The sequence below is a fragment of the Pseudomonas sp. ME-P-057 genome (genome assembly GCF_030208975.1).
Classification (GTDB): Bacteria; Pseudomonadota; Gammaproteobacteria; order Pseudomonadales; family Pseudomonadaceae; genus Aquipseudomonas; species Aquipseudomonas lutea.
Window position 1 is genome coordinate 1 of the sequence record NZ_JARVSX010000048.1, and the last position, 21,761, is coordinate 21,761.

The following is a 21,761-nucleotide window of genomic DNA, read 5'->3' on the forward strand; positions in this document are numbered from 1 at the left end:
GTTGACGCACTCCTGCGCACCACGCCAATGCTGCGGTTGACGCACTCCTGCGCACCACGCCAATGCCGCGGTTGACGCACTCCTGCGCACCACGCCAATGCCGCAGCTGACGAAAATCCACTGTAGGAGCGCGCTTGCCCGCGAAAAATACCAGCGCAAACATCGACGATCCTGACCCACCGCAACCGCCCGGCGTCATCCACCCGCCATTCAGTTATAGCGCCCCCCTTTCACACCAGGTATTTCTTGAACCAGTCCACGGTGCGATTCCAGGCCAGGGTCGCGGCGGCGTCGTCGTAGCGCGGGGTCGAGTCGTTGTGGAAGCCGTGGTTGGCGCCCTTATAAACGTAGGCCTGATAGGTTGTCCCTGCCGCCTTCAGCGCAGCTTCGTACGCCGGCCAGCCGTCGGTGATGGGCTTGTCGAGCTCGGCGTAATGCAGCAGCAGCGGCGCCTTGATGCGGCTGACGTCCTCGGCCTTGGGCTGACGGCCATAAAACGGCACCGCAGCGGCCAACTCCGGGTAGGCCACAGCGGCCGCGTTGGCGACACCGCCGCCATAGCAGAAGCCGGTAATCCCGACCTTGCCGGTCGAGGCGTGATGGGCCATCAGCCATTCGATTCCGGCAAAAAAATCATTCATCAACTTCTCGGGATCGACCTTCTGCTGCAGCTCGCGGCCCTTGTCATCATTGCCCGGATACCCGCCCACCGAGGACAGGCCGTCCGGCGCCAAAGCGATGAAACCGGCCTTGGCCACGCGACGGGCGACATCTTCGATGTAAGGATTGAGGCCGCGATTCTCATGCACCACCATCACCGACGCGACTTTGCCGTCGGCCTTGGCCGGCCGCACCAGATAACCGCGCACCTGGCCGTTGCCCTTGGGCGACGGGTAGGTGATGTACTCGGCGATAATGTCCGGGTCGGTGAATTCGACCTGCTCGGCCAGCGCATAATTGGGGCTCAGCGAGGCCAGCAGCGTCGTGGCCGCAAACCCGCCCACGGCAAACACCGCCGCGCGGTCGAGAAACTCGCGTCGGTTGATCTTGCCATGCACGTAGAAGTCGTAAAGCTCAAGCAGTTGCGGGTCGAAGTCTTTAGCGGTGAGACGGGTCATCAGTGCGCATCCTCATCGATTTCAGCGGCCACCGGCGCAGCGGCAAATGCCTAAACATGCCGCACCGAGCCTTCAGTAAAGCAGCGTTTGGCATCGTTGCGTTAGACCTGCGCCCGCAGAGCGACACATTTCATGGCGTACTTTTCAATCCTCGGAATGTGGGCTAGCCTGAGCATCGCAGTTGTACGACGACGTACAAAGCCGCCGACACATCGGCGGCCTGACTGCCCTTCGATGTCATCAACAATAAAAAAGGATCGATCAATGACCAAACTCAAAGTGACGCTGGGTTTCCTGTGCCTGTTCTCGGGCTTCGTGGCTGCCGCACCCTCCGCCGATGAGCAGGAGGTGGCCAAGGCCGTCGACCAAATGACCCAGGCCATGCTGCACAAGGACATCAAAGCCCTGGGCGCGTTGACCTCCGACAACGTCACCTATGGCCACTCCAGCGGCAAAATCCAGAACAAGGAAGAATTCATCGCCGACATCGAAACCGGTCGAAGTGGCTTTAACACGCTGGAGATGAAAAATCAGAAAATCAACATGAACGGCGACACCGCGCTGGTGCGCAACCACTTCTCGGCAGAAGCGGTGAACAGCGGCAAAGTCGTGCCTACCGAAATCGAGAACTTCCAGATCTGGCAGAAACAGAAAGGCCAATGGCTGCTGATCGGTCGCCAGGCGTTCAAATTCTGATCCGCTGACGTCTCAGACGTAGCCGACCGGACCCGCACACGCCTGGGCGCCGGTCTGCTACACCTTTTGTTGCTTCAGCTCACATTGCTGCAGCGCCTGTGGCTGCAGCTCGTATTGCTACAACGCCTCCAGCTCTTCCAACACCTCCAGCACATGCCGCGTCGCCCGCTCGACGTTGCCGGCACGGTGCGCAATGCCCAACTCCCGCCAGAGCGCAGGCTGCAATGGACGCATGGCTATCCGGCTCTCGGGTGCCGGAGTCGACGCTTCGTGGGGCAGCAACGTCGCCCCGTAGCCCGCCCCCACCAGACTTTTGATCGCATCGTTGTAATTGAGCTGAATGCGCGGCAGCGGTTGCGGCCCCTCACCGGCGAACCATTCGGCGACCTGACGCGACAGCCGCGTGGTGGCGTCGTTGAGAATCAGCGGCTGCCCGGCGAGCCACGATGGTGTGATGACCGATGGGCAATCCCACCGTGACGGCAGGAAAGCCATCACCGGATCGCGTCGCCAGGGTTGAATGGCGAGTCCTTTGACAGGCGCTTGCGGCAAGGCGATGACACCGATCTCCAGGCTGCCGTCGGCGAGTTTTTGCAGCGTCTGCTGCGAAGTCAGCACAGCGACCTGCACATCGATGCCCGGATGCCGTTGCTCCAGCGATTCCAGCGCATGGGGCAACAACTGCGCAATGACACCGGTGGACGCTCCCAGCCGCACGCGACCGGCAAGGCCCTGCACCTGACGTTCGACGTCTTCAAGCGCCTGCTCGGCATCGGCCAGCAAGCGACGCGCGCGTTCGATCAGGGTGTCGCCGATGGCCGTCGGCTGGATCCGCCCCCGGGTACGCGACAGCAGCGCCCCGCCCACCCGCTGTTCAAGGTCGGCGACGTGCAGGCTGACCGTTGGCGGGGCGAGGTTGAGCACGCGCGCTGCCTCGGCGAAGGAGCCGTGATCGGCGATGGCGACGAGAGTGCGCAAGCGGTCCAGACTGATTTCACGCATGGGTCTTAGTCGTCATTCAGAAAACCTGAAGTGTACCGTCATCAAATTCAACTTTCTCTGTCTGTCAGCGCATTGGAACATGCCCGCATCAACGACCTCCTGCGGACTCCACCTCCATGTCTCTTCCTATCGTGTTCATCGACGGCGACCAAGGCACCACTGGCCTGCAAATCCACCAGCGCCTGCAAGGGCGCACCGACCTGCGCCTGGTGACGCTGCCAGCCGAGCAGCGCAAGAACCCGCACAGCCGGGCCGCTGCGATCAACGCCTGCGACATCGCCGTGCTGTGTTTGCCGGACGATGCCGCGCGCCAGGCCGTGGCCAGTATCAGCAACCCGGACGTACGGGTGATCGACGCCAGTTCTGCACACCGCACCAGCCCCGACTGGGTTTACGGCTTTGCGCAGATGAACGCTTCGCAGGCACGCGACATTGCCGGCGCCCGCCGGGTCAGCAATCCTGGCTGTTACCCCACCGGCGCGATTGGCGTGTTGCGGCCATTGCTGGACGCAGGACTGCTGCCGCGCGATTACCCGATCACCATCAACGCGGTGTCCGGTTATTCGGGCAAGGGCCGCGCCGGTGTTGACGAGTTCGAAGGGCCGTACGCCGCCGAGGCGATACCCTTTCAGGTCTACGGGCTGAGCCTCGCGCACAAGCATGTTCCCGAAATCCAGCAATTCAGCGGACTCAGCGAGCGGCCGGTGTTCATCCCTGCCTATGGCTCGTTTCGGCAGGGCATTGTCCTGACCGTTGCACTGCAAACGCGATTGCTGCCACAGGGCGTGACCGGCGCCACTCTGCACACTGCCCTGACCAGACACTATCAATGCAGCGAGTTCGTCGAGGTGGTGCCGATGGAGGAGTCACTCGCGCTCACCGGCATCGACCCACGCCAACTCAACGGCACCGATAACCTGCGGCTGATGGTGTTTGAAAACGAGGGGCATGTCTTGCTGGCTGCGGTGTTCGATAACCTCGGCAAAGGCGCCGCCGGAGCAGCCGTTCAGAACCTTGATCTGATGATTGCAGGTGCCTGAACCGCTTCGGAACAGATCCGCGTCATGGCCACTGTCATCGCCGCTGTCATCGCGCTGTCATTGCCATCTGGCGTCGGCGCTGCCGAGCGCGGTCGCCGGGAAGTCCCAGCGTGTCGGCGTGCCTTCGATCTGCCCGGCGGGCTTGAGGCGATGCGCCGGGCCCCATGCCGTGTGCTCGATGTCGGTGGCGTAGTCAGCGGTGTTCCTCAAACTGAAGGCTTCGGACGACGCATCGGCTTGCGGACATGACATCAGCGACAAGGCCGTGCGTGCCAGAGATGCTTGCACCTGAACACCTCGTCCGGTGTTCAAGCGCTGAGTCAGCCCGCGCACTGCAGCCGCCGCCATGAGATACCCGGTTGCGTGGTCCAGCGCCTGCACCGGCAACGGCACGGGCCGGTCACTTGCCGCCGCGTGCATGCCGGCCTCGGCGATGCCGCAGCTCATCTGCACCAGGCTGTCGAACCCGCGTCGCGCGCGCCACGGGCCGGTCCAGCCGTAGGCGTTCAACGAGATGTCGATGAGGCTGGGGTTGAGCTGGCGGCGCCTGTTGGCATCAAGCCCCAGGCGCGCGAGGGCATCGGCGCGACAGCCGTGGATGATCACGTCGGCTTCGCTCAGCAGCCGCTCCAGAACGGCGCGATCCGCTGGGTCACGCAGATCCAGCCGCGCGCAGCGTTTGCCGAGCACCACTTCCGGCACGGTGCCGGGTTCGTCCCAGCCATGGGGATCGATGCGCAACACATCGGCACCAAAACCGGCGAGAAAACGGGTCGCCACCGGGCCGGCCAGGATGCGCGTGAGGTCAAGCACGCGGATGCCTTGCAGCGGACGCTCCCTGCTGCCTCGCCAAACGGTCTGTTCCTGGCTTGAGCGGCTTGAACGGTTTCCGGCTGAATCCGGGCCCGCGCCAGGATCCAGCCAGTGCAACAAGGGTTCGAGGGCAACGGCACGGCCCTGGGGGTGCTCGCGCCAGGCCGACGCGCTGCGCATGGCGGCGGCGCAGCCTTGATTGTCGACCACCGCGCGCTCCAGCTGACTGGCTTGCCAGCGCAGCACGGCCTGACTCACTGCGTCGCGCTCCGGTGCGGTCTTCAGCACCGCCAGCGCAGCCTGACGATGGTGCGGCGCGTTGGTGTGCAAACGAATCCAGCCGTCCGCCGCGCGATAATCCCCCGCCACCGCGTCCCACTGCGCCGGCAGCTCCCAGCCCAAGGGTCGCAGCGAGGTGGCGAACCACAACGACGCCAGCCGACGATCAACCGTGATCGCGGGCGCAGTGCCGAGGGTCTGACCAAGCAACTCGCCCACCGCCAAGTGGGCGGCGGCGATGGCGGCTGAGGCGAAATCAGTGACCGGGAATATCGAGGCCAGCGCCCCGTTGCCGGTCATTTGGACCTGTGCAAGATCGCCGGCCTGACCACCCAGGGCCAGCCAGAATTCATGCAGGAAATGCGTAGCGGCAGCGTTCTGGCAGGCGGTGGGCATGAGCGGACTCTCCGTGAAAGATTGCATCCTGTAGGAGCCGGCTTGCTGGCGAACCCGATCTGTCAGTCATATCACCGAGGCTGACACGCCGCTTTCGCCAGCAAGCCGGCTCCCACAGTTCAGTGATCCGGCTATACCCCTGCGCATACCACAGAAGCAAGTCCGCAGGAGGGCGCAGTCGCTGAGCACCTGCTGTAGCAAACAATCACCCGCCAAGCAGAAAATTCCCCGGCCGGGTGCCCTCGCCCTGTTCCAGCACCGGCACTTGAGCGTCATCTTTCAAACTCACGCCCGACAGTTGCCGACGCCATGCTTCACGCATGAGATAGAGCAATTTGTGCGCGGCCATCGCATAGCTCATGCCCTCCAGGCGCACGTTGGAAATGCAGTTGCGCGCCGCGTCGTTGAGGCCCACGCGGGGGGCGTAGGTGAAATACAGCCCCAGGCTGTCCGGCGAGCTAAGACCCGGGCGTTCACCGATCAGGATCACCACCATGCGCGCCTTCAACAGCTCACCCACTTCATCGGCGACGGCCACGCGCCCCTGCTCCACCAACAACACCGGCGCTACGCTCCAGCCTTCCGCTGCCGCGATTTCGTCGATCCGTTCCAGCATCGCAGGGCTGTGGCGCTGCACGGCCAGCGCAGACAAACCGTCCGCCACCACCAACGCCACATCGAAGCCCTCCGGGTGTTCAGCCGCGTAGCCCCTTAATTGCTCGGCCGAGGCCTCGGATAGCCGCCGCCCCAGGTCCGGCCGCTGCAAATACGTGTGCCGGTCCGGCGCCGAGCTTTGCAGCGTCAGGCTTTCACGAGCACGGCCCGCCAATTGCTCGGCCAGCGCGGCATGATCGAGCGCCAGGTGTACCGCATCACGCGCCTGGGCGTGGGCATACTGGAAATCCAGTTGCGCCGCGGTCGGCAAGCTGGTGCCCGCGTGCCCAAGGGCGATGCGCGCCGACGTCAGCGAGCGGAGTTGCTGCCAGGCATCGGCCTGTGCGGGGGATTGTTTGTCATCGCTCATGGCTCAAACCCTTTTTGGCACTGCTCATAAACGGACTAAGTCAGCTGCGCCAATGCCCGCCGAAACAACGGCGGCACGCCCTGCCCCAGACGTACGCCACCGTCGTCCTGGCGCAGGATGTCCATGCGCGTCAGCCAATCCTCGAACTCCGGTGCCGGGCGCAAGCCCAGGGTCTTGCGTGCGTACAATGCGTCGTGAAACGAGGTGGTCTGGTAATTGAGCATCACGTCGTCCGACCCCGGAATGCCCATGATGAAATTGATCCCGGCCACCCCGAGCAGGGTCAGCAGCACGTCCATGTCGTCCTGATCGGCTTCGGCGTGGTTGGTGTAGCAAATGTCGCAGCCCATCGGTACACCCAGCAGCTTGCCGCAGAAGTGATCTTCAAGCCCCGCGCGGATGATCTGTTTGCCGTTGTACAGGTATTCCGGGCCGATGAAACCCACCACTGTGTTGACGAGAAACGGATTGAAATGCCTCGCGACCGCGTAGGCGCGCGCTTCGCAGGTCTGCTGATCGACGCCGTGATGAGCGTTCGCCGACAAGGCACTGCCTTGCCCGGTTTCGAAGTACATCAGGTTGTCGCCCAGCGGGCCGCGCTTGAGGCTCAGACCCGCCTCGTAGCCTTCCCGGAGGATTTCCAGGCTAATGCCGAACCCGCTGTTGGCCGCTTCGGTGCCGGCGATGGATTGAAACACCAAGTCCAGTGGCACGCCTTTTTCGATAGCGGCCACCGACGAGGTGACGTGGGTCAGCACGCAAGACTGCGTGGGAATCTCGTAATGACGGATCACCCCGTCGAGCATTTTCAGCAGTTCACTGATGGCGCTGACGCTGTCGGTGGCCGGGTTGATGCCAATCATGGCGTCGCCATTGCCGTACAGCAGGCCGTCGAGGACGCTGGCGGCGATGCCGGCCGGGTCATCGGTGGGGTGATTGGGCTGCAGGCGGGTCGACATGCGCCCGCGCAGGCCGACGGTGTTGCGAAAGCGGGTGACGACGCGGATCTTCTGCGCCACCAGCACCAGGTCCTGCACGCGCATGATCTTCGACACCGCCGCCGCCATTTCAGGCGTCAGCCCCGGCGCCAGCGCGGCGAGGCTGGTCTCGGTGGCATCGTCGCCGAGCAACCAGTCGCGAAACCCGCCGACCGTGAGGTGGCTGACCGGCGCAAAGGCCGCGCGGTCATGGCTGTCGACGATCAGGCGCGTGACTTCGTCCTGTTCGTACGGAATCAGCGCCTCGGTCAGAAACTGCTTGAGCGGCACGTCCGCCAGGGTCATCTGGGCCGCTGCGCGTTCGGCATCGCTGCTGGCGGCAACCTCGGCCAGGTAATCACCGGAGCGCGCGGGACTGGCCTTGGCCATAAGCTCGCGCAAGCTGTCGAAGCGCCAGACCATGCCACCGATGCTGTGGGAAAAGCTCATGCACACCTCATCTTTCGAAACGCGGAATCAACCGGTCACTGCCACCGGCGCATTGCGCCCGCGCACCGTTTTACAGAACAGCGCGCCCACCGCCATCAGGCAGATGAATATGGCGCAGATCAGCAGGTTGAACCAGACCATCGCGACCAGGCACACCACCGCCAGCACCAGAGCGATGCCCGGCACCACCGGATAGCCGGGCGCGCGGAAGCTGCGCTCAAGGTTCGGTTCGCTGCGACGCAGTTTGAACAGGCTGAGCATGCTGATGATGTACATCACGATAGCCCCAAACACGGACATGGTGATCATCGCCGCCGTCAGCGTCATGCCCTGCAGGTTGATCACGCCGTCGCTGAGAATCGCGATGATGCCGATCACGCCGCCTGCCAGAATGGCGCGATGCGGGGTCTGGAAGCGCGACAGCTTGGCCAGGCTCGGCGGAAGAAAGCCCGCCCGCGCCAGGGCGAAGAACTGACGCGAGTAACCCAGAATGATGCCGTGGAAGCTCGCCACCAGACCAAACAGGCCGATCCACACCAGCATGTGCATCCAGTTGGAATTGCCGCCGACCACGGCTTTCATGGCCTGCGGCAGCGGGTCATTGATGTTCGACAACGTGCGCCAGTCGCCCACGCCGCCGGCAAAAATCATCACACCGATCGCCAGCACCACCAGGGTCAGAATGCCCGCCACGTAGGCGCGCGGGATGGTGCGTTTCGGATCTTTGGCTTCTTCGGCCGCCATGGCCGCGCCCTCGATGGCGAGGAAGAACCAGATGGCGAACGGGATCGCCGCAAACATGCCGCTGATGGCCGGCAGGCTGAAGGTGTCGGAACCGGCCCAGCCGCCCAGTACGAAATTGCTGAAGCTGAAGCCCGGCGCAACAACCCCCATGAACACCAGCAGTTCGGCGACCGCCAGTATCGTGACCACCAGTTCGAACGTCGCCGCGATGCTGACGCCGAGTATGTTCAGGGTCATGAAGACGAAGTAAGCACCAATGGCCGCCACGCGGGGATCCAGGGACGGAAACTGCACGTTGAGGTAGGCGCCGATCGCCATGGCAATCGCAGGCGGGGCAAACACGAATTCGATCAGCGTCGCCAGCCCGGCGATCATCCCGCCGGTGACGCCAAAGGCGCGCAGGCTGTAGGCAAACGGGCCGCCAGCGTTGGGAATCGCTGTGGTCAGTTCGGTGAAACTGAAGATGAAGCAGGTGTACATCACCGCAACCATCAGCGTGGTGACCAGAAAACCCAGCGTACCGGCCGTGCCCCAGCCATAACTCCAGCCGAAGTATTCCCCCGAGATGACCAGCCCTACGGCCAGCCCCCACAAATGCAGGGTTCCCAATGTTGGTTTGAGTTGTGAAGCAGTCATGAGCGTGTACCCCGGTAGCAGGCGACGGTTTTGTCTGACGTCGAGCATAGTCACAGCCGGCGGGCCAAGGCTTGACCGTACGGCGCATGGCGTGTCGCGTGCGGTCAAGTTTTCCGGGTATCTGCCGGGGGTGCGCCATGCTGGCGCGTGAAAACGGCCCGGTGCTTTATTGGGGCTCACGAATGCAGGTCAGTGTGAGGCTGTACTTGCGGGTCGGCATGGCACCGTACTTCCCAAAACCCTGGTTGCCGGATGAGTCGCCGGGTAGCGATCCGCCCCTTGTAGGAGCGCGCTTGCCCGCGAAGACCTCGTTCCATTCAACACAGTTACATTCAACACATTTGTGCCAGGGCCCCGGAGATCGCAGGCAAGCGCGCTCCTGCACGATGCTGGCCGTGGGCGAAAGGTATGACATTTGCTTGCAACCCAGACCTACACATCGTCAGAGCCCTCCTCCCCATGCTCCCGACCCTCGGCTCCGTCGCTGCACCGAACGCCCCCGGCACCAGCAATCGTGGCGTGCTGTCGGCTGCGGCCAATGGCCTGGACGGCTTTATCGTGCAGCACGGGGGTGATCTCGATCAGGTGTTCGGCCGCTCGGGCATTGATCCCGAGCAGTTGCTGCACCCGACGTTGAGCCTGCCGCTCACCAATTACTGCAAAGTGCTGGAAGAAGCGGCGGTGCAGACCGGCTGCGACAATTTCGGCCTGCGTTACGGCCAGCAATTCCAGCCACAGGCGTTGGGTTTGCTGGGCTACATCGGCCTGTGCTCGGCCACGCTGGAAGACGCACTGATCAATTTTTCCGCCGCCTTCCCCTTCCACCAGCACAGCACCCTGATCGAACTGGTCGATCAGGGCGAGTGCTACCGTTTCGATTACCAGGTGCGCCACGGCGCCATCAACGAACGTCGCCAGGACGCCGAGCTGACCATGGGCATGGCGCTGAACCTGATCCGCCATGTGCTCGGCGCGGACTGGGCACCGCGTCAGGTCGCCTTTGAACACGCCCGGCCGCACAGCTGGCAGGAGCACCGCGACGTGTTCAGTGCCGAGGTGTGTTTCGATCAGCGCTGCAATTCGCTGCTGATTCCCAAGATGGACGTAATGGGCAAAGTCATGCCCGGCAGCGACCCGGTGCTGCTGATGCTGATCAAGGACGCGATCCGCCAGTTGGGCGACAACGGCTCGGGGGCTGCCAGCAGCAGCCAGCCAACGCTGATCGACCGCGCACGCCAGCGCCTTTTGACGACCCTGCACCTGGGCGAGCCGGAACTGAACGACCTCGCGCGCAGCCTGGACCTCTCCGAATGGACGTTGCAGCGCAAGCTGCGTGAACACGGCCTCAGCTTCACTCAACTGGTCGACCGGACCCGCCGTGAGCTGGCTCTGAATCATCTAAAACAGCAGGAGCTGAGCATCACCCAACTTGCCTCAATGCTCGGCTACTCCGAAACCAGCGCATTCTCACGCGCGTTCAAACGCTGGTTTGGGGTGAGCCCGAAGCAATGGCGAGGCCATCAGCCGACGCATGTTTAACCGGCTGCGCAGGATGGAATGGGTGCTGATTCCCAGGCGCCGGCTGATCCCTGCAAGGGATCAACATCCCGATCACCTGCGGTGAAGTGTCCGAAGGGGCCGGCTTAATGGCGAACCAAATTTCGTGGGAACCAGCTCGCTGGCGAAGGCGTTGTGTCTGTTGATGACGATGTTGAATGTGCCGACATCTTCGCGGGCGAGCGCGCTCCTACATGGGATCAACCCCCCGATTTGCTGCGGCAAACCACATCCGTGGGAGCCGGCTTGCTGGCGAAGGCGTTGTGTCTGTCGATAACGATGGCGGATGTGCCGGCGTCTTCGCGGGCAAGCGCGCTCCTACAAAGGGATCAACACCCCGATCAGTTGCGGCGAACACGATCGCGTGGCGGCCGGATTACCGGTGAACCCAATTCCGTGGGAGCCGGCTTGCTGGCGACGGCGTTGTGTCTGGCGATGACGATGGTGGATGTGCCGGCCTCTTCGCGGGCAAGCGCGCTCCTACATGGGATCTATACCCCAATCACCTGCGGCGACCACGATTCCGTAGTAGCCGGCTTGCTGGCGAAGGCGTGTGTCTGGCGATGACGATGTTGAATGTGCCGACATCTTCGCGGGCGAGCGCGCTCCTACATGGGATCAACCCCCCGATTTGCTGCGGCAAACCACATCCGTGGGAGCCGGCTTGCTGGCGAAGGCGTTGTGTCTGTCGATAACGATGGCGGATGTGCCGGCGTCTTCGCGGGCAAGCGCGCTCCTACAAAGGGATCAACACCCCGATTTGCTGCGGCAACCACATCCGTGGGGGCCGGCTTGCTGGCGAAGGCGTTGTGTCTGGCGATAACGATGGTGGATGTGCCGGCCTCTTCGCGGGCAAGCGCGCTCCTACAAAGGATTCGACGCACCTATCACCTGCGGCGAACACAATTCCGTAGGAGCCAGCTTGCTGGCGAAGGCGTTGTGTCTGGCGATAACGATGGCGGATGTGCCGGCCTCTTCGCGGGCAAGCGCGCTCCTACAAGGGATTTATTACTCCCATCACTCGCGGCGAACACGAGATCGGTCCACAAATCGGCATCATTGAAATGCCGAACTGCGAGCGGCTGCGTAATGCCGAGTCTGATAGGGCAGCAGCGTTTGAACCTTTAGTCCTAATCCCTCATTCAGCCCCCAAGACAAGGCAAGCTCATCGCGACGGTCACGAAGCCGAACCTGAGCTGCTTCATGGCGCTCTGCAGCACGAGGGAAACCACGCATCAACAGGCTCAACGCTTGCAAGGTTTCCCGGACCCGGTCGTCAGTGGCGCACGGGAAACGCGTCAGCCGCTCAAGCAGATACCCTGCACGGCGCACCGCCAGCTCCTCGGGATGGCTGGCCAGAAATCTTCGGAGTTCCGACTCCATGCTCGAGTGTTCGTACCACACCTGATGCGCGAGATTCACCAATGCATCGTCATCAGCCTGACTAAGCGGTTGCCCGGCCAGGCGGGCCATCGCATCGGAAAGTAGGTGGTGTTCAACCGCACTGTCCATTAACGTCCTCCAGGTAATCCTGCAGAATATTATTCAGAATCGAAGCAGGAGGTTCATGGTTGCCAACATAGCAATCAATTGCCTGCACGGCCAAGCGTTCGAAATCGGCAGCAAGGATAAAGCCGGTGCGCAGCAGGGCAAAGATATCGCTGATGTCCTGCTCCGCGCCGCGTCCAAGCTTGGAGATCGCAAGATCAACCGGGGCTGCAATCAACACGCGTAGCGGCGACTCGGGTCCGAATGAGTCAAGCGGCACCGCGCGCTCGAGGTAGTCCTCATGCAGTGGGCCCAGTCCCGATGTGAAATTGAGGTCATAAGACAGTTCTACTACACGACCGCTTTGATCATCTACGAACGTCTGGGGCACTGCCGCCAACATGGCCTGCAAATCCAGATCAGCAGGGAGGTGTGACCCAAAGAACTCAGCGTCCACGTCGCTGGAAACCCGATGAGCTGTATAAAGATGCACAGCGCACCCACCAAAAACGACGACGGTTAATGCTCCTGCCAACGCAGCTTCGCACTTCAACTCGCTTTCGAGGGACTTGAACATGGCGATCAATGCCCTCCCCAACCCGGTTTCGCAGTTGACGAAAGCTGGCCGTACGCCATACGCAGCGGTGTTGTCCATGGTCCATCCCTGATTCGACTCAATGTCGATCAGAAATCTACCGATGGATGAGCGCACGCGAAGTCAGCGCGAATCGTGCCGTTGAGTAGGAAAGGCCCTGGATATAAGAAGGCAGTCGCAGCACGCCGCATCGTGCCCCATCGTTGCGCGGTTTATTTACGCCCCAGATCCTGCAACCAGTCATTCATGTTGCCGGGCAGCAGCAGCTCATGCCGGGCGCGGGAGCTGGCGGTGTAGAGAAGTGAGCAGACGCTGGCGAGGGAATGCACCGAGCCTGCGCGGGGTGGGCGCATGAGGTCGCGGGACAGGAGCACGGAGTCGAATTCCTGGTTCTTCACGTCTTCGACCTTGGCCAGTTTGAGGATGGCCGCCGGGTCGTTGCAAAAGCGCTGGGCCGTCTCGATGAAATCCTGCAGACGGTTGCCCTGCCCGAGCCATTCGTGCACCGCCTTGAATTCATGACTGCCGCCCATAGCCGAGGCAAGCGCGTCCCAGTAGGCGTAACGAAAGATCAGCCGGTGCTGCGGGCGCAGGTCCTCGCGGTACAACAGGTCGAGGCCTTTGACGAACAGCGTCAGGTGTTCGAGCGTGCGCGGCGGCAATTGGAAGCGCGCGCCCGCCTCGGTCAAGCGCTTGAACCAGGCAAACAAACCCCATTCGTTGGCGACCAGAATCGTGGTGGGCTTTTCCGGAATCGGCATCACGCCGTGGCCGATGATCCGCGTCGGGTAAGGTGCGCGGCCAACGAAGCCTTCCTTGATGTCGCTGGGGTGCAGCTGAATCATGGGATTGAGCACGTCGGCCATCTGCCGCCCGGCGCGAATCGACTGCGTCATGAAGCGCTGGCGAATGAAACCGCCATGGCGCGGGGCCTTGCCGCTGAGCTGCTGGAATTCGTCGCCCAAGGTGATGACCGCCTGTGGGCTGCGATCCAGGATCTGCACCATCGGCGCGGTAAGCTCATGGCTCTCGTCGATGATGATGTGCGTGTAGTTTTTCGGGATCACCTCATCGGTCAGCGCCAGAAACTTGATCCGGTGGCTGTTGCGGATCGGCAGACGAATGTGCGGCGCAGACGGCCTGACCGTCTCGCGCCACAACACCCGGCTGTATTCCAGTAGCAGGGCGATGTCCGCCTGACTCGCGGCATGGCCCAGCGAGGGCAAATGCCGGGCTTCGATCGTCGCCCGCGAAGACAGACTGAAACTGTGCACCGTGCTGCGGCACACCCGCGCCACCTCACGCGGCTGCAGGGCACCGACGGCCTGGAAATTCAGCCACTGCGCCACCTGCCTGTCATCGACCAGCGAGCTTGCACCCGTGCGTTGAGTGTCGGTGTTGCGCCAGCCGCGAGCCGTCAGGTCGCGGTTGAGCAGCAGATTGGCCATATGACCGAAGGTACACGCGTTGATCCGCGCATCCGGGCTAGCCTGACGCACACGGGCCTGGAGTGCTGCAACCTGGCCCGGAAAAGTGGCCATCAGCAAGGTCTTGTCTGGCACCAGCACTTCAAAAAACTTCGCCAGCAAGTACGTCTTGCCCACCCCGGCATAAGCCTGCAGGTGAAACGACTCTTCGTTGCAGACTTTGAACTCGTCGAAGATCCGGCTCTGCTGGTCACTCAGGCGCAAGACATCGCCGGAGGGCATCACGATTTCGCGGGTCAGCGGCTCCAGCGTGTCGCGATGACGCAGGCCGAAGCCGAAGTCCCACTGCCCCTCCCCGTCCAGGTAATCCTGGCGCTCGATGTCGACCTCTTCGAGCAAGCTGACGCCAGCCACCTCGATGACGGCAAGCCCTGCGGCGAGGCGTTCGGCCGTGTACCTGCCGCGCAGCAGATCGGCGAAGCGGCCGCCCGCGTCTTCAACCGAGGCGGCCGCACGCATGACGTCATCCAGCATGCGTTCGAGCTGTTCGACGGCGGTGTTCTGCGCCATCAGCGTGTCGAGATTGAGCAGCAACATCAACGCGGCAAGTTGTGGCCGACCCGCCTGGCTCAGGAAGTCTTCCAGCGGTTCGCCAGCCGCCAGGCCTTTGCACACCGCTTCGGTCAGGGGCAAAAACAGCGACGGGGGTGGCGCGAAGGCAGCGGGTGATCTCATTGCGGGGGCTGGGTCCTGAGCGGCGCGTGGGCGCGGGCAGTCAAAAAGGAGCACAGCTTACTCCTGCCACCCGACGACCGCCCACTGGCGTGTCGCTGCCAATGCTCAGACGCTGACCGGCCGCCCGCGCCGTCGACCTTCAAACCCGGCTCTGCTGCTCACCGGTCACGCCTGCCCGGGTATGTTCCGAGCCGCCTTCGGCCACTTCCTGATTGCGGCTTTCGATCCACATCACCAGCGGGGTTTTGTCGGAGCCGTCTTCGGCCACCAACGGCGCCATCTGCAGGCAGGCGCGGTCGTCGGCGCAGCTGGAGTGAGTGGCGGCATTGGCCTGCACAGCGAAACCGGCGAGCGCGAAAGCCAGGGCGGACAACGTGGTCTTGATCGGTGTCATGGTCTAATCCTCACGAAATTCATCAGTAAAGAGCGGGCTGGGCCGTCGCAAGCGTGACGGCCGGTCGGCGCGTGACTCAGTTGTCCTGCGGGCAATTCTGCGAAACGGTTTCGTAGTTGAGGATCTGCTGCTGGCCCTGGGAATCGAGGTAGCGCAAGTGGGCATTGACCACACCGCACGCCGGGGTCGGATCGACTTCGGTGGCCAGCGCCTTGGCGATGTCCAGATGCTCGCCATACATGTAGTTATGCGCTTGAACAACCGGCTGGGCTTGTGCGTTCAGGGCACCGAGGCTCAGGGCAGCAAAGAGAGTGGCGATGCTGAGGTTTTTCCAGTTCATGATGTTCTCCGGTATCTAAAGGGTCATTCGTCAGGGGTTCGAGGCGGTGTGTGTCTGTCGTCTCGATGGGTCCCATTGAACGCCTTTCAGGTATCTCGCTTGTGTCGCGAACCGCCGGAAAAACATCCTTACGTGTCAGAGCGCGCCGCAGATACAGAGCGATACATTCGCGCCGAAAAATCCGCATTTTGAATGCGCGTGTATGCCCGACGCCGCCAGATACAGTGGAATACAAACGCCGGCAGGCAAGTCACGCGCGACTGGTTAAGATGCGTCACACACCCATGAACACTGGAGCAGGGCCAATGGAGCACGTCGATCACATTCTGATTGTCGATGACGATCGGGAGATCCGGGAGTTGGTGGGCAACTACCTGAAGAAGAACGGCCTGCGCACCACCGTGGTGGCGGATGGCAGGCAGATGCGTTCGTTTCTGGAGTCGACGCCCGTGGACCTGATCGTGCTCGACATCATGATGCCCGGGGACGACGGCCTGGTGCTGTGCCGTGAACTGCGCACCGGCAAGCACAAAACCACGCCGGTGCTGATGCTCACTGCCCGCAGTGACGAAACCGATCGCATCATCGGCCTGGAGATGGGGGCTGATGATTATCTGGTCAAACCCTTCGCTGCCCGCGAGCTGCTGGCGCGGATCAACGCCGTGCTGCGCCGCACGCGCATGCTGCCGCCCAATCTTGTCGTGACCGAAGCCGGTCGGCTGCTGGCCTTCGGCAAGTGGCAGCTGGACACCACCGCCCGCCATTTGCTGGATGCCCAAGGCACGGTCGTCACCCTCAGCGGTGCGGAATACCGCCTGCTGCGGACGTTTCTCGATCACCCGCAGCGGGTCTTGAGCCGCGATCAGTTGCTTAACCTGACTCAAGGCCGCGATGCGGACCTGTTCGACCGCTCCATTGATCTGCTGGTCAGCCGCCTGCGCCAGCGCCTGGCCGACGATGCGCGCGATCCCGCCTATATCAAGACCGTGCGCAACGAGGGCTATGTCTTCACCTACGCCGTGGAAATTCTCGGGGACAACCCATGAAACTCGGTTTTGGATGGCCGCGCACGCTGGCCTCGCGGCTTTCGCTGATCTTTTTGATCAGTTTGGTGCTGGCCCACGGGCTGTCCTTCGGGCTGCAATTCTATGAGCGCTACGAGTCGGCGATGACCACGATGCTCGGCAACATGGAGCGCGATCTGACCACGACGGTCGCGATCCTGGAGCGTCTGCCGGGCGAAGAGCGCCCGTCCTGGCTGCCGCGTTTTGAACACCCCACCTACCGCTACGTCCTTGGCCCGGGGCAGACCGGCACGCCGGTGGACATGGACAAGGCGCCGATGTCAGTGCATTCCATGCAAGACAGCCTGGGCCGCGACTACACGCTGACCTTCAATAACATCGCCGACAGCCACCCGCATTATCAGGCGCATCTGACGCTTAAGGACGGCAGCCCGCTGACCATTGACGTGCGCCCGCAGATCACACCGCTGTCGCCGTGGCTGCCGCTGCTGCTGATCGGCCAATTGGTGCTGCTCATCGCCTGCACCTGGCTTGCGGTGCGCACGGCGATTCGGCCGCTGACGCGCCTGTCCCATGCGGTCGACAACCTCGACCCGAACGGCGAAGGGATCCGGCTGGATGAAAGCGGCCCGGCCGAGGTGGCGTTCGCCGCCGTGGCGTTCAACACCATGCAGCAACGCATCGCGACCTACGTGAAGGAGCGCATGCAGCTGCTCGCGGCGATATCCCATGACCTGCAGACCCCCATTACGCGGATGAAGCTGCGTGCCGAGTTCATGGACGATGGGGTCGAGAAGGACAAGCTGTGGAGCGACCTGAGCGAGATGCAGCATCTGGTGCAGGAAGGCGTGGCCTATGCCCGCAGCATGGACACCTCGACCGAGACGGCACGGCGGGTGGACATGGATTCTTTCCTCGACAGCCTGGTGTTCGATTATCAGGACGTCGGCCGTGAGGTCGAGTTGTCGGGCAAGACCGGCGCAGTCATCGACACCCGTCCCCACGCGCTGCGCCGGGTGCTGGTGAACCTGACCGACAACGCCCTGAAGTTTGGCGGCGCGGCGCAGATTCAAGTGCTGGCCAACCCGGACAACAGCCTGTCGTTGCAAGTGCTGGACCGCGGCCCCGGCATTGCCGAAGCGCAACTGTCCGAAGTGCTCAAGCCGTTCTACCGCGTGGAAAGCTCGCGCAACCGCGACACCGGCGGCACTGGTCTAGGGCTGGCGATTGCCCAGCAATTGACCATCGCTTTGGGCGGCACGTTGAGCCTCAGCAACCGCGAAGGCGGCGGGCTGTGCGCGCAACTGAAACTGCCGGCGCGGATAGCGACCGGCGCGGTGAAGATCACGGACCTCTAATGACTTTGATCGTCCTCACGCTCCGCGCGGGGACGATCAGCATCAAAAGCTTCCCGGCTAAAGCCGGTCCCACTGAAGGCGACGCGTGCGGTCAGTGGGACCGGCTTCAGCCGGGAAGCTCTTGAACTGCTGGGATCTGCTTTGATCCGCGTTCCATCTTTGTGCGCAGAAGGCTCAGTCACCGCCAAACGCGACCGGGGTGCAGGCTGGACGCAGGTTTCGCGCAGTGGCGCCGGGGCACATGAATGCGGCAAGAGCCTCACACGAATCTGAAAATAATTTTGAGTTAGCCGCCGGAGGCACTCAGCAGAATGCGTGAAACACCCTGTATCATTCGCCGCGCTTCCCTCCCTCTACGTAGCGAAATCAAGGACTGTTCATGCGTATCCGCTCCCTGACCCCACTTGCATTGATCATCGGCGCGACGCTGGGCGGCCAGGCCCAGGCCAGCAGTGACGACTCCTGCTACCCCGACTGGTCGCTGCTGCACGATTCGCTGGACGTCTGCAACAACCTGCCGTTCCTCACGCCCGGCAACGACAGCCGAGTCAACCTGCGCCTGCTGCTGGCGGATCGCAACGCAGTGCCGCTCAAGCCCAATGCGTTGACTGACCAGGAGCTCGCCGAAGGCTACGGCCCGGTGCCGTTCGCCGCATTTCGGTTGGCGAATGAAGACATCGAGGGCGACGAGAGCGAAGAATCCGGCGCCGCGGCCATGAGCGACCTGCTCGGCAAGCTCGGCCTTGCGCGCGACAGCAACGACACCGCAGGCCAGGCGTTCCTTCAGGGCGAAGGCAGCCGCTGCCGCAGTAACCGCGACGAAAGCGCGGCCGACTTCATTGGCCAGTTGGTGGACACCGAGGGCCTTGCCGTCGAGGAGCGTCAGTCACTGGCTCGCGCCCGGTTGCAGATGCTGCAAGCCTGTACCTGGGAGGGGGATGCTCAGGCCGGCCTGGTGCCGTCCACTGTTCAATCGCCTGAGGCCAGGGCGTTTGCTGCGTACCTGCAAGCCGCGATGGATTTCTACAACGGCCGCTTCAGCGAGGCCGAGAAGGCTTTCGCCAGCCTCGCCGACACTGCGCAGCCCTGGCTCAAGGAAACATCGCTGTACATGATTGCCCGCACCCGGCTCAACGCCGCGGAACAGGACGCGTTCGACGAATACGGCAGCCTGAAGGAGGACCGCGACCGCGCGGCTTACGACAGCGTCGCCGAGGCGTTCGATCGCTACCTCGTCGCCTACCCGGACGGCCACTACACGCGCTCGGCAAGGGGGCTGCTGCGTCGGGTGCATTGGTTGGCCGGGGATGCCGACAAGCTCGCCGCCGATTACACCTGGCAGCTCACAGAAGCAGGCGACGCGCGCGCGTCTGCCTCGCCGGAGACGTTGATCCAGGAGGCCGACAACAAACTGCTGACCGGCCTGACCGGTGCCACCTCGTCGGCACTGATAACCGCGACCCATGACTTGATGATCATGCGTGCGAACCTGCCAAACCCACTGACCCGCGAGCAATTGTTGGCGCAAAAGTCGTTGTTCGATCAGCAGCCGGCGATGTTTGACTACTTGCAGGCAGCGTTCGCGTTTTATGTCGACAAGAAGCCCGCCGAAGCACTCAAGCGCTTGCCGAACGACATCCCCGAAAAGCTGGGTTACCTGGCGTTCAGCCAGCAGACCCTGCGCGGCCTGGCCATGGAAGCCGGGAACGACCTGCCGGCCGCTCAAGCGCTGTGGCTGAAATTGCTGCCTCTGGCGCAGCAACCCTTGCAGCGCGAGCAACTGGAATTGGCACTGGCGATGAACTACCAGCGCAGCGGGCAACTGACGAAGGTGTTCGCCGGCGACTCGCCCATTACCTCCGCTCAGGTGCGTCTGATTCTGCTGGGCAAAGCCGCCGATGCGTCGCTGCTGCGTCAGCAGATCGGCGACGGCATCAGCGACACCGAGAAAGCCACCGCGCAATTCGTTCTGCTCTACAAGGAGCTGATTCGCAGCCAATACGCCGCCTTCGCCGACGATTTGAAGGCGCTGCCGGAGACCCCGGCCGACACCAAATTGGGCACCAGCCTGGGGTATGTCTACGACGCCGGCCATTCGTTGCAGCTGTTCCGCTGGAACGGCGCCAAGGCCGAGTCCGGTTACGCCTGCCCGAGCATCGGCGAGGTCGCCGGCCTGTTGCAGGCCAACGCCAGGGACGCAAAGGGCTTGAATTGCCTGGGCGAGTTCATCCTGCGCAACGGCCTGGACGGCATGCCGCTGGACCACCAGCCCGGCGCGGGTGAATTGGGCGGCAGCGAGCCCGCCTTCAAGGGCGACGTGTTTTCGCGGCTGAACGGCTACCAGACGGTGATCGCCGACAGCAAGGCGTCGTCGGATGACAAGGCCTACGCGTTGTTCAGGGCGATCAATTGCTACGCGCCGTCGGGCTATAACAGCTGCGGCGGCAAGGACGTGGCGCCGGCAGTGCGTAAAGGCTGGTTCAAGCAGCTCAAATCCACCTACAGCGGCACTCGCTGGGGCAAATCGCTGCAGTATTACTGGTGATCTCCCGGCGCTGGACCCGCCGTGCAAGGGCAGCTTGCAGCGCAATGTTGCTGCTGATCGCGGCCCTGACGAGCACCACGAGCTGCGCCGGGGTCAATGCCCACGATCATGACGCGTTCTGGTTATGGAGCGGTGTGGCGACCCAGCCGGTGCTGGATCAGGCGCAAACGTTGTACGTGCTCCAGGGCCAGATCAGCGCGCCGCGATCAGACCGCCAGGCAGTGCGGCTGATTGCGCAAGGCATGGGCGTGAGGCGCTTGCCGCAACTGCAGGTGTGGATCGTCTACCGCGCCCATTCGCTGCGTTGGCCCGAACCGGTTTACAAACAGCTGTTGGCCCAGGTGCAGCGCTGGCGAAACACCGGCACCGCAGTCACTGGCGTGCAGATTGATTTCGACGCACGTACTCGTTATCTGCAGGACTACGTCGCATTTCTCAAAAACCTGCGCCAACGCTTGCCGCCTGAGCTGAAGCTGGGCATTACCGGGTTGATGGATTGGGGGAGCAACGCAGACTCGCGAGCGATCGGCGAGTTGAAAGGCGTGGTCGATGAGGTCGTGGTGCAGACATACCAGGGCCGCCACAGCATCCCCGATTATGCCGCTTACCTGCCGCGCATCAGCCGAATGGGCCTGCCGTTCAAGATCGGCCTCGTGCAAGGCGGGGAATGGCAAGCACCCGGGTACTTGCAGGACAGCCCGTGGTTTCGGGGGTACGTGGTGTTTTTGTTGAATCAGAACTGACCGAGCTCGACGCCAAAACGCAGATCCCTGTAGGAGCCGGCTTGCTGGCGAACGCATTTAGTCAGCCGCCATCTTCCTGCCAGACCCACCGTGTTCGCCAGCAAGCCGGCTCCTACAGGACCTGCTCACTCGTCGAAACCACGGTTGCAGATGCCAGCTCGTGCCCACGCTCCGCGTGGCTATGCATCCCATGACGCTCCGCGTCCAATCCCGGCTAACGCCGATCTCACTGTCTGCGCTGGCCTTGCTGGCTGAATGCAACCTACTGTAGGAGCCGGCTTGCTGGCGAACGCATTCTGCCTGTAACCAATCGGTTGACTGACACGCCGCCTTCGCGGGCAAGCGCGCTCCTACAGGTCGACCTCGATCCAACCGCAAA

Annotated in this window: 18 protein-coding genes; 7 read left to right on the forward strand and 11 right to left on the reverse strand. The window is 62.8% G+C overall.

The genetic code is table 11. The features are described 5' to 3' along the window. Window positions 1-230: 230 nt before the first annotated feature. On the reverse strand, window positions 231-1,118 hold the full coding sequence (gene yghX, locus QRN48_RS23835) for a YghX family hydrolase (RefSeq protein WP_285353737.1): 888 nt from the start codon (window positions 1,116-1,118) through the stop codon (window positions 231-233). 264 nt (window positions 1,119-1,382) lie between these two features. Between yghX and QRN48_RS23840 the strand changes: the two genes are divergently transcribed. Next, a complete protein-coding gene (locus QRN48_RS23840) occupies window positions 1,383-1,814 on the forward strand; it encodes a nuclear transport factor 2 family protein (protein WP_191945974.1) in 432 nt (143 codons plus the stop codon). A 117-nt stretch (window positions 1,815-1,931) separates the two neighbouring features. On the opposite strand, the gene QRN48_RS23845 is transcribed toward QRN48_RS23840, so the two are convergent. Continuing rightward, window positions 1,932-2,816 carry a LysR family transcriptional regulator gene (locus tag QRN48_RS23845; RefSeq protein ID WP_191945975.1) on the reverse strand — a complete coding sequence of 295 codons (885 nt, stop codon included), beginning with the start codon at window positions 2,814-2,816 and terminating at the stop codon, window positions 1,932-1,934. Between the two features lie 116 nt (window positions 2,817-2,932). Between QRN48_RS23845 and argC the strand changes: the two genes are divergently transcribed. Next, window positions 2,933-3,856 carry an N-acetyl-gamma-glutamyl-phosphate reductase gene (gene argC, locus QRN48_RS23850; protein WP_285353739.1) on the forward strand — a complete coding sequence of 308 codons (924 nt, stop codon included), beginning with the start codon at window positions 2,933-2,935 and terminating at the stop codon, window positions 3,854-3,856. Window positions 3,857-3,913: 57 nt separating this feature from the next. Here the strand turns inward: argC and QRN48_RS23855 are convergent, their stop codons facing one another. The 4 genes from QRN48_RS23855 to eat all read right to left on the reverse strand — a co-directional run bounded on the left by QRN48_RS23855 (window position 3,914) and on the right by eat (window position 9,175). Beyond that, window positions 3,914-5,248, reverse strand: coding sequence for a CoA transferase (locus QRN48_RS23855; RefSeq protein WP_285353785.1), 1,335 nt, complete (start codon window positions 5,246-5,248; stop codon window positions 3,914-3,916). A 301-nt stretch (window positions 5,249-5,549) separates the two neighbouring features. Then, window positions 5,550-6,368 carry an ethanolamine ammonia-lyase subunit EutC gene (gene eutC, locus QRN48_RS23860; protein WP_285353742.1) on the reverse strand — a complete coding sequence of 273 codons (819 nt, stop codon included), beginning with the start codon at window positions 6,366-6,368 and terminating at the stop codon, window positions 5,550-5,552. Window positions 6,369-6,403: 35 nt separating this feature from the next. Continuing rightward, window positions 6,404-7,795, reverse strand: coding sequence for an ethanolamine ammonia-lyase subunit EutB (locus QRN48_RS23865; protein WP_037011331.1), 1,392 nt, complete (start codon window positions 7,793-7,795; stop codon window positions 6,404-6,406). Window positions 7,796-7,822: 27 nt separating this feature from the next. Further along, window positions 7,823-9,175 (reverse strand): ethanolamine permease, encoded by a 1,353-nt coding sequence (gene eat, locus QRN48_RS23870; RefSeq protein WP_285353744.1) that lies wholly within the window; start codon window positions 9,173-9,175, stop codon window positions 7,823-7,825. A gap of 459 nt (window positions 9,176-9,634) precedes the next feature. Here eat and qhpR point away from each other — a divergent pair, with 459 nt between their 5' ends. Continuing rightward, on the forward strand, window positions 9,635-10,714 hold the full coding sequence (gene qhpR / locus QRN48_RS23875; protein ID WP_285353746.1) for an AraC-like transcriptional regulator QhpR: 1,080 nt from the start codon (window positions 9,635-9,637) through the stop codon (window positions 10,712-10,714). A gap of 1,074 nt (window positions 10,715-11,788) precedes the next feature. Here the strand turns inward: qhpR and QRN48_RS23880 are convergent. The 5 genes from QRN48_RS23880 to QRN48_RS23900 all read right to left on the reverse strand — a co-directional run bounded on the left by QRN48_RS23880 (window position 11,789) and on the right by QRN48_RS23900 (window position 15,711). Further along, window positions 11,789-12,244: a hypothetical protein gene (locus QRN48_RS23880; RefSeq protein WP_285353748.1), complete on the reverse strand. Its 456-nt coding sequence runs from the start codon at window positions 12,242-12,244 to the stop codon at window positions 11,789-11,791. Beyond that, a complete protein-coding gene (locus tag QRN48_RS23885; RefSeq protein WP_285353749.1) occupies window positions 12,228-12,875 on the reverse strand; it encodes a DUF6036 family nucleotidyltransferase in 648 nt (215 codons plus the stop codon). Before QRN48_RS23885 ends, QRN48_RS23880 begins: the two co-directional genes overlap by 17 nt. Window positions 12,876-13,027: 152 nt before the next feature. Continuing rightward, window positions 13,028-14,977, reverse strand: coding sequence for an AAA family ATPase (locus QRN48_RS23890; protein WP_285353751.1), 1,950 nt, complete (start codon window positions 14,975-14,977; stop codon window positions 13,028-13,030). A 139-nt stretch (window positions 14,978-15,116) separates the two neighbouring features. Then, window positions 15,117-15,371, reverse strand: a complete 255-nt coding sequence (locus QRN48_RS23895) for a hypothetical protein (protein WP_285353753.1) — start codon at window positions 15,369-15,371, stop codon at window positions 15,117-15,119. A gap of 76 nt (window positions 15,372-15,447) precedes the next feature. After that, complete coding sequence (locus tag QRN48_RS23900) at window positions 15,448-15,711, reverse strand: DUF2790 domain-containing protein (RefSeq protein ID WP_037011334.1); 264 nt, start codon at window positions 15,709-15,711, stop codon at window positions 15,448-15,450. A gap of 305 nt (window positions 15,712-16,016) precedes the next feature. Here QRN48_RS23900 and QRN48_RS23905 point away from each other — a divergent pair, with 305 nt between their 5' ends. The 4 genes from QRN48_RS23905 to QRN48_RS23920 all read left to right on the forward strand — a co-directional run bounded on the left by QRN48_RS23905 (window position 16,017) and on the right by QRN48_RS23920 (window position 21,382). Beyond that, complete coding sequence (locus tag QRN48_RS23905) at window positions 16,017-16,757, forward strand: response regulator (protein WP_037011335.1); 741 nt, start codon at window positions 16,017-16,019, stop codon at window positions 16,755-16,757. After that, window positions 16,754-18,094 carry an ATP-binding protein gene (locus tag QRN48_RS23910; RefSeq protein ID WP_285353755.1) on the forward strand — a complete coding sequence of 447 codons (1,341 nt, stop codon included), beginning with the start codon at window positions 16,754-16,756 and terminating at the stop codon, window positions 18,092-18,094. Before QRN48_RS23905 ends, QRN48_RS23910 begins: the two co-directional genes overlap by 4 nt. Window positions 18,095-18,473: 379 nt before the next feature. Next, entirely contained in the window at window positions 18,474-20,639 is a 2,166-nt protein-coding gene (locus QRN48_RS23915; protein WP_285353757.1) for a PA5441 family protein, read from the forward strand. Window positions 20,640-20,683: 44 nt separating this feature from the next. Then, window positions 20,684-21,382: a DUF3142 domain-containing protein gene (locus tag QRN48_RS23920; protein ID WP_285353759.1), complete on the forward strand. Its 699-nt coding sequence runs from the start codon at window positions 20,684-20,686 to the stop codon at window positions 21,380-21,382. Window positions 21,383-21,761 lie beyond the last annotated feature (379 nt).

Coding starts and splice junctions, on each gene's coding strand:
- QRN48_RS23865 (WP_037011331.1), bottom strand. CDS start 7,795: ATGAGCTTTTCCCACAGCATCGGTGGCATGGTCTGGCGCTTCGACAGC.
- QRN48_RS23910 (WP_285353755.1), top strand. CDS start 16,754: ATGAAACTCGGTTTTGGATGGCCGCGCACGCTGGCCTCGCGGCTTTCG.
- QRN48_RS23915 (WP_285353757.1), top strand. CDS start 18,474: ATGCGTATCCGCTCCCTGACCCCACTTGCATTGATCATCGGCGCGACG.
- QRN48_RS23885 (WP_285353749.1), bottom strand. CDS start 12,875: ATGGACAACACCGCTGCGTATGGCGTACGGCCAGCTTTCGTCAACTGC.
- QRN48_RS23900 (WP_037011334.1), bottom strand. CDS start 15,711: ATGAACTGGAAAAACCTCAGCATCGCCACTCTCTTTGCTGCCCTGAGC.
- QRN48_RS23895 (WP_285353753.1), bottom strand. CDS start 15,371: ATGACACCGATCAAGACCACGTTGTCCGCCCTGGCTTTCGCGCTCGCC.
- QRN48_RS23840 (WP_191945974.1), top strand. CDS start 1,383: ATGACCAAACTCAAAGTGACGCTGGGTTTCCTGTGCCTGTTCTCGGGC.
- qhpR (WP_285353746.1), top strand. CDS start 9,635: ATGCTCCCGACCCTCGGCTCCGTCGCTGCACCGAACGCCCCCGGCACC.
- eat (WP_285353744.1), bottom strand. CDS start 9,175: ATGACTGCTTCACAACTCAAACCAACATTGGGAACCCTGCATTTGTGG.
- QRN48_RS23920 (WP_285353759.1), top strand. CDS start 20,684: ATGTTGCTGCTGATCGCGGCCCTGACGAGCACCACGAGCTGCGCCGGG.
- QRN48_RS23845 (WP_191945975.1), bottom strand. CDS start 2,816: ATGCGTGAAATCAGTCTGGACCGCTTGCGCACTCTCGTCGCCATCGCC.
- QRN48_RS23855 (WP_285353785.1), bottom strand. CDS start 5,248: ATGACCGGCAACGGGGCGCTGGCCTCGATATTCCCGGTCACTGATTTC.
- argC (WP_285353739.1), top strand. CDS start 2,933: ATGTCTCTTCCTATCGTGTTCATCGACGGCGACCAAGGCACCACTGGC.
- QRN48_RS23880 (WP_285353748.1), bottom strand. CDS start 12,244: ATGGACAGTGCGGTTGAACACCACCTACTTTCCGATGCGATGGCCCGC.
- yghX (WP_285353737.1), bottom strand. CDS start 1,118: ATGACCCGTCTCACCGCTAAAGACTTCGACCCGCAACTGCTTGAGCTT.
- eutC (WP_285353742.1), bottom strand. CDS start 6,368: ATGAGCGATGACAAACAATCCCCCGCACAGGCCGATGCCTGGCAGCAA.
- QRN48_RS23905 (WP_037011335.1), top strand. CDS start 16,017: ATGGAGCACGTCGATCACATTCTGATTGTCGATGACGATCGGGAGATC.
- QRN48_RS23890 (WP_285353751.1), bottom strand. CDS start 14,977: ATGAGATCACCCGCTGCCTTCGCGCCACCCCCGTCGCTGTTTTTGCCC.